The sequence below is a fragment of the Jiangella asiatica genome (assembly GCF_004349065.1).
Taxonomy (GTDB): Bacteria; Actinomycetota; Actinomycetes; order Jiangellales; family Jiangellaceae; genus Jiangella; species Jiangella asiatica.
The window spans coordinates 1-6,211 of the sequence record NZ_SMKZ01000105.1 but is presented as its reverse complement, the minus strand read 5'-3'; the positions used below and the strand labels follow the sequence as shown (position 1 = coordinate 6,211).

At 72.3% G+C, this 6,211-nt stretch carries 5 protein-coding genes; all 5 read right to left on the bottom strand.

The window, feature by feature from the left end; genetic code table 11:
- On the bottom strand, positions 1-1,751 hold a 1,751-nt coding region (locus E1269_RS31765; RefSeq protein WP_131902223.1), incomplete at its 3' end, for an HNH endonuclease signature motif containing protein.
- A gap of 673 nt (positions 1,752-2,424) precedes the next feature.
- Positions 2,425-3,102 carry a GntR family transcriptional regulator gene (locus E1269_RS31760; RefSeq protein WP_131902221.1) on the bottom strand — a complete coding sequence of 226 codons (678 nt, stop codon included), beginning with the start codon at positions 3,100-3,102 and terminating at the stop codon, positions 2,425-2,427.
- 80 nt (positions 3,103-3,182) lie between these two features.
- Positions 3,183-4,184: a proline racemase family protein gene (locus E1269_RS31755; protein ID WP_131902219.1), complete on the bottom strand. Its 1,002-nt coding sequence runs from the start codon at positions 4,182-4,184 to the stop codon at positions 3,183-3,185.
- 46 nt (positions 4,185-4,230) lie between these two features.
- Positions 4,231-5,124 (bottom strand): dihydrodipicolinate synthase family protein, encoded by an 894-nt coding sequence (locus E1269_RS31750; RefSeq protein ID WP_131902217.1) that lies wholly within the window; start codon positions 5,122-5,124, stop codon positions 4,231-4,233.
- 78 nt (positions 5,125-5,202) lie between these two features.
- Positions 5,203-6,211: aldehyde dehydrogenase family protein (locus tag E1269_RS31745; protein ID WP_131902215.1), on the bottom strand; the 1,009-nt coding region annotated here is incomplete at its 5' end.

The following is a 6,211-nucleotide window of genomic DNA, read 5'->3' as shown; positions in this document are numbered from 1 at the left end:
GTGGTAGGGCCGATGGGTTCGGGTGGTTTGTCGTAGGTGTGGCCGGTGGGGCTGGTCCATCGGGTGGTGCCGTTGACCAGGCGGGTGACCGCATAGCTGGTGTGGTGTTTGAGTAGGTGGTGGTGGCGGCATAAAAGTTGGCAGTTGCAGGCGCTGGTCGGGCCGCCGTCGCCGTGAGCGATGCGGTGGTCGATGTCGCACCGGATGGCGGTGTGGTGGCAGCCCGGGGTGCGGCAGGTGCGGTCGCGCAGGATGACGTGGTCGATGAGTGCCTGGGGTGGTCGGTATCGGGTGGTGCCGTGGTCGAGGACCTGGCCGGTGGCGGGGTGGGTGCCGACCCATTGCCAGGTGCCGGCGGCGGCGAGGTGGCGGGCCAGGTGTGCGGGGATCGGGCCGTAGCCGTCGAGGTGGCCCGGTTCGTCGGTGAGCCCGACCAGGGAACGGAACGCGAACGTGACGTGCACGGTGACCGGCCGCCCGTGGGCGGTGGCGAGCGGGACGGGCACGACCGTGCTGGCGCCGGTGCCCGCGCCGGCAGCGCCTGTAGCGGGTGTGCTCGTGCTGGCGGCGTTGTCGTTGTCGGCGCGGCTGATGCAGCCACGCGAGCCGGTCCGGTGGCGGTGGTTGCAGGTAGGCGCGGGGTCGGTCGGGTGGGTGCGGTCGCTGTGGGCGGTGCCGATGTGCTGGGTGTCCAGGGCGGTCCAGGCCAGCGCGGCCAGGGCGTCGGCGCGGCGTTGGGCGGCGGTGCGGGCCGGGCGCCCGGCGGTGTGGTCGTCGCGGTGGAGGGTGTGCGCGGCGGCGTCCAGCACGGTCTTGACCGCGATCGCGTCCTCGGCGGGCAGGTAGGCCTCCAGGTAGGCCATCGCGTCCGGGGCCGGGGTGATGGTGACGTCGCGGCGCTCCCGCGCGGCCCGGCAGCGCTGCTCGGCCTGGACCGGTGCCAACTCGTGCAGGAGTTGGGTGATCTTCCGGCGAAGCATCACCGAGTCCAACTCCGGCGCGACCGGCAGCACCGCGGCCTCGACCCGCCGCCGCACCTGGAGGTCCTGGCCGCCGAGCTCGCCGGTGATGACCCGGGCGCGGCGCTCGTCGAGCCGGCCGGCAGCGAGCGCGGCCCAGGTGGCGGGGAAGTCCTGCACGAGTTGGACGGCGTGACCGACCAGGTTCTCCGCCTGCCGGGTGGTGGCGACGGTGCGGGCGGCCACCTCCAGCGCGGTGGTGGTGACCGGGTTCACCGACCGGTACCCGCACTGGCCGGGCCGCAGCTCCGGCCGGCCGGTCAGCTCGGCCAGCACCCGGGCCTGCTCGGCTTGTGCCCACGAGATCAGCCGCTGCCACCCCGCGGCGAGCTCCACGACGTCGTACACGTCGACCGTGGCCAGGTCGGTACCGGCCAGCAGCCTGGCCAGGTCCGGGCCGGGCGCTATCCCGCCCGCCTGAACCGGGTGGGCCTGCGCCGAGTGCGGCGACGCCGGGTCGGTTTGCGGCAGGTCGGCTTGCGCCGGGTCGGTTTGCGCCGGGTCGGTTTGCGCCGGGTCGGTTTGCGCCGGGTCGGTTTGCGCCGGCTGCGAGCCGGGCTCTGTGGGTGGGGTCCACGCGGGCGGCGGCGCTTCGAGCCATCCGTCGGGGAGCAGCCCGTGGGCGGCCGGCACGTCGTCGGGGAGCTCCCAGGGTTCGTAGCTGACCCACTCGCCGGTCCGCGGGTCGCGCGCGACCAGCAGATCAGCAGGTGGAAAAGCTTCCTCGAACATGTGAACTACCCTACCCGACCCCACCGACAACCTCCGGCGCAGACGCCGCTCGACAGGTGCATTCCGCCCGTCGTCACGGTGACGGCGCCGATGCGCGCCATCCGTCCCACGAACCCGTCGGCACGCCCAGCGACATACCGTCGTCGTCCAGCACGGCGGCTGACAACCTGCTGCTGTCCGTACACGACTCTGTCGCATGGCGCCGGGCCCTACCTCAGCGCGACCGGGAGGGTGGCGCCGCTGCCGGCCAGCGCGGCACCGGCGAGCGCGCGGGTCGAGCCCGTCGCCCGGTGCCGGCAGCGCCGGCCGCCCCGGATGCCGTCGCCGCGGCGGCCGGCGCGCTCATACCAGGAGGTCCCGGCGGGACAGGTTCTTCTCCATCTGCTTCTCCTTCTCCGACGACGAGCTCGGCTGACGGTGCGGAGTCTTCTACGCCGGGGACGGGGAATCGCGGTAGAACCTCCGGACACGGTCCGGTCGGACGGCGAGGCGAATCATGGCTGTGAGCGCTGACAGCACCGGTCGACAGCTGCCCGGCCCCATCCCTGACAGCCCCGCCGGCGGTGCGGCTCGACGCGCTGCTGCTGGTCTTCGTCGTGATGCAGCCGACAGCGGAGGGTGCGCCGCCGAGCCTGGCGCGCGTGAGCCCGGCCCTGCCCTACTGGCGGCGGCGTCAGCCGGTGCCGCGACCCGCCCACTCCCGGCGGATGTGGCCGATGTGCGTGCGCATCAGCTCGCGAAGCTCGTCGGCCTGGCCGGCCTCGAGGAGGTCGCACATCTGCTCGTGCTCCTGGGCGCTGGCGACCAGCCGTCCGGACGCGGACAGCGCGGAGAGCCCGTACAGGCGGGTCTGCGCGCGCAGCTCCTCGACGATGCGGACCAGCCGCTGGTTGCCGGCGACCGACAGGAGCCGGACGTGGAACTCGCGGTCGGCGCCGATGTAGCTGATGAGGTCGCCGCGGGCGGCGGCGTCGACGATGGCAGCGGCCAGGTTCCGCAGCGCCGTGAGGTCCTGCTCGGTGATGACGGCGACCGCCTGCGCGGCGATCGGCGGCTCGAGCAGCTCGCGGATCTGGGTGATCTGGTCGAGGTCGGCCTCTGAGATGTCGGTGACTTTGAAGCCCTTGTTGCGGACGACCTCGACCAGGCCCTGCTTGACCAGGTCGAGCATGGCCTCGCGGACCGGCGTGGCCGAGATGCCGAACCGCTCCGCCAGCCCGGGCGCGGAGTACAGCTCCCCGGGCTTCATCTCGCCGGACACGATGGCACCGCGCAACGCGTCCGCGACCTCTTCCCTGACGCTCATCCGCCGTGCGAAAGACGGCAGAGTCAGCTGACGCAGTTCAGCCATCCATGGTCCTTCCAACGCAGCACGGTGGCCGCAGGTCATGAGAGGCGCGCGCTCGTGCGTGATATCCCACCTGTTCAACCCTAGAGGAGAAATCCCCGCGGAAAGGGATCCGACGGGTCGAGGAAGTACTGGGCGGTTCCGGTCACCCAGGCCCGCCCGGTCACCGTCGGGATCACCGCGGGGACCTTGCCGACGGTCGACTCGCCCACCAGGCGCCCGACGAACCGGCTGCCGATCAGCGACTCGTTGACGAAATCGGTGTCCAGCGGCAGCTCGCCGCGGGCATGCAGCTGTGCCATCCGGGCCGACGTGCCGGTGCCGCACGGTGAGCGGTCGAACCACCCCGGGTGGATGGCCATCGCGTGCCGGGACCGGCGGGCGTCGGAGTCCGGGTCGACCAGCTGCACGTGGTGGCACACGTCGATCTCGGGGTTCTCCGGGTGCACCGGGCGGTCGTGCTCGTTGATGGCGGCCATGATGGCCAGGCCGGCGTCCAGCAGCTCGCCCTTCCGCGCGACGTCGACCCGCAGCCCGAGCTGCCCGGCGTCGAGGATGGCGTAGAAGTTGCCGCCGTAGGCGAGGTCGTAGGTGATCGCGCCCCAGCCGGGGACGTCGACCTTCGCGTCCAGCCGGTCGACGAACGACGCGACATTGCGGATGGTGACCGACTCGGCGGCACCGTCGCTCGTGGCCACCTCGGCGACCACCAGGCCGGCCGGCGTGTCCAGGCGGATCGTCGTCACCGGCTCGATGACCTCGACCATCCCGGTCTCGACCAGCACGCTCGCGACTCCGATGGTGCCGTGCCCGCACATCGGCAGGCACCCGGAGACCTCGATGAACAGGACGCCCCAGTCGGCGTCGGGGCGGGTGGGTGGTTGCAGGATCGCTCCGCTCATGGCCGAGTGGCCGCGCGGCTCGAACATCAGCAGCTGCCGCAGGTGGTCGGAGTTGTCGATGAACCACCGCCGCCGCTCGGCCATGGTGGCGCCGGGGAGGGTCCCGACGCCACCGGTCACGACGCGCGTGGGCATGCCCTCGGTGTGGGACTCCACCGTGTGGAATATCCGCGTGGTGCGCATCGTGGGACGCTCCTCGGCTCGGCTGGACTCGGCTGGTTCGCCGTCCTCAGGAGAAGTCTGCGGCAAGCCGCTCGGTCAGCTGCCGGATGAGGGCCTCGTTCTCGGCCAGCATCGGCTGCCGCGGCTGCCGGACCGGCCCGCCGCCCAGGCCGAGCACGTCCATGGCCAGCTTGATGGACTGGACGAACTCGGTGTGGAAGTCCCAGCGCAGCAGCGGGTGCAGGGCGCGGTACAGCGGCAGAGCGGTGTCCAGGTCGTGCGCCAGGGTGGCCTCGTAGAGCCGGACACACTTCCTCGGGAAGACGCTGGTGAAGCCGGAGATCCAGCCCTTGCCGCCGGCCAGGCCCACCTCGATGACGGAGTCGTCGGTGCCGATGAGCACGTCGAGGCCGGGTGCGCGCTCGGCGATCTCGTAGCACCGTCGCGACTCGCCGGTGAACTCCTTGACCCCGACGATCAGGCCCTCGTTGTACAGCTCGGCGAGCAGCGCCGGGGTCAGGTCGATCTTGGTGTCGATCGGGTTGTTGTACGCCGACACCGGGAGCCCCGCCTTGGCGACCTCGCGGTAGTGCTCGATGACGGATCGCTCGTCGCCCCGGTAGGAGTTCGGCGGCAGCGCCAGCACGACCTGCGCGCCGGCCTCGGCGGCCTGCTCGGCCCAGGTCCGCGCCTCGCGGGAGCCGTAGGCGCCGACGCCGGCCATGACGCTGAATCCGTCCGGAGCGTTCTCGACGGCGACCTTCACCATCGTGGCACGCTCCTCGGGCGTCAGCACCTGGTACTCGCCGAGGGAACCGTTCGGGCACACGCCGTGGCAGCCGTTCTCCGCCAGCCACCGCACGTGCTCGGCGTACCGGTCGAAGTCCACCGACAGGTCGTCACGGAAGAACGTCGGTGTGGCGACCAGCACGCCGTGCCAGGGCTTGTCACGATCGGCCATGCGAAGCTCATTTCTATGCTATGTAACATTTTACGAGATGGCCCGCGGTTGTCTGGTGTAGCGGGGGTCACGACGCGATTACGTCTCGAGGACACCGTCCACCCGGCGCGGGATGCCGGGGTTCTGGTCGCGCAGCTCCGCCGGTAACACGTGCTGCGGCGCGTTCTGGTATGACAGCGGCCGCAGCCAGCGCCGGATCGAGGCAGGTCCGACGGAGGTGTGCCCGCTGACGGTGGTCGACGGGTACGGGCCGCCGTGCTGCATGGCCCAGGTGACAGCCACGCCGGTCGGGAAGCCGCCGAACAGCAGCCGGCCGGCGCGCCGCCGCAGCACCTCGTGCAGCCGCTGGACCAGCTCGGTCTCGCCGTCGGCCGCGTGCACGGTGGCGGTCAGCTGGCCGTCCAGGTGGGCCAGGGTCTCCAGCAGCTCGTCGGTGTCGCGGTAGCCGATCACCAGTGCCGTCGGGCCGAAGCACTCTTCGAGCAGCTCGGCGTCGAGGTCGCGAGCGGCGACGGCGAACAGCGCGGGCCGGCCGAGCGCGGGGTCGTCGGCGCCGTCGGCGCTTCCGGTGAACAGGCTGCTCAGCCGGGCGTCCGCGGCGCGGCGCTCGGTCTCGTCGCGGTAGGCCTCGCGGATGGTGTCGGTGAGCATCCGGCCGGCCGGCACCGCGGCGAGGGCCTCGCCCAGCAGTGAGCGCAGGTGGTCGCCATCGGGGCCCTCCGGTGCGAAGAGCAGCCCGGGCTTGGTGCAGAACTGGCCGACGCCCAGCGTGACCGAACCGACGTAGCCGGCGGCGAACTCCTCGGCCCGGCCCGCGGCGACCTCGGGCGTCACGACGAGCGGGTTGAGGCTGCCCAGCTCGCCGTAGAACGGGATGGGCTCGGGGCGGGCGGCGGCGAGGTCGTACAGCGCGCGGCCGCCGCGGGTGGAGCCGGTGAACCCGACCGCCCGGACGTCGGGGTGCCGGACCAGCTCGGTGCCGGCCTCCAGCCCTTCGACCAGGCCGAGGACAGTCTCGGGCAGCCCGGCCCTGGTCAGTCCGGCGCGCATCGCGGCGAACGTGCGCCGGCTCGTCTCGGGGTGGGCG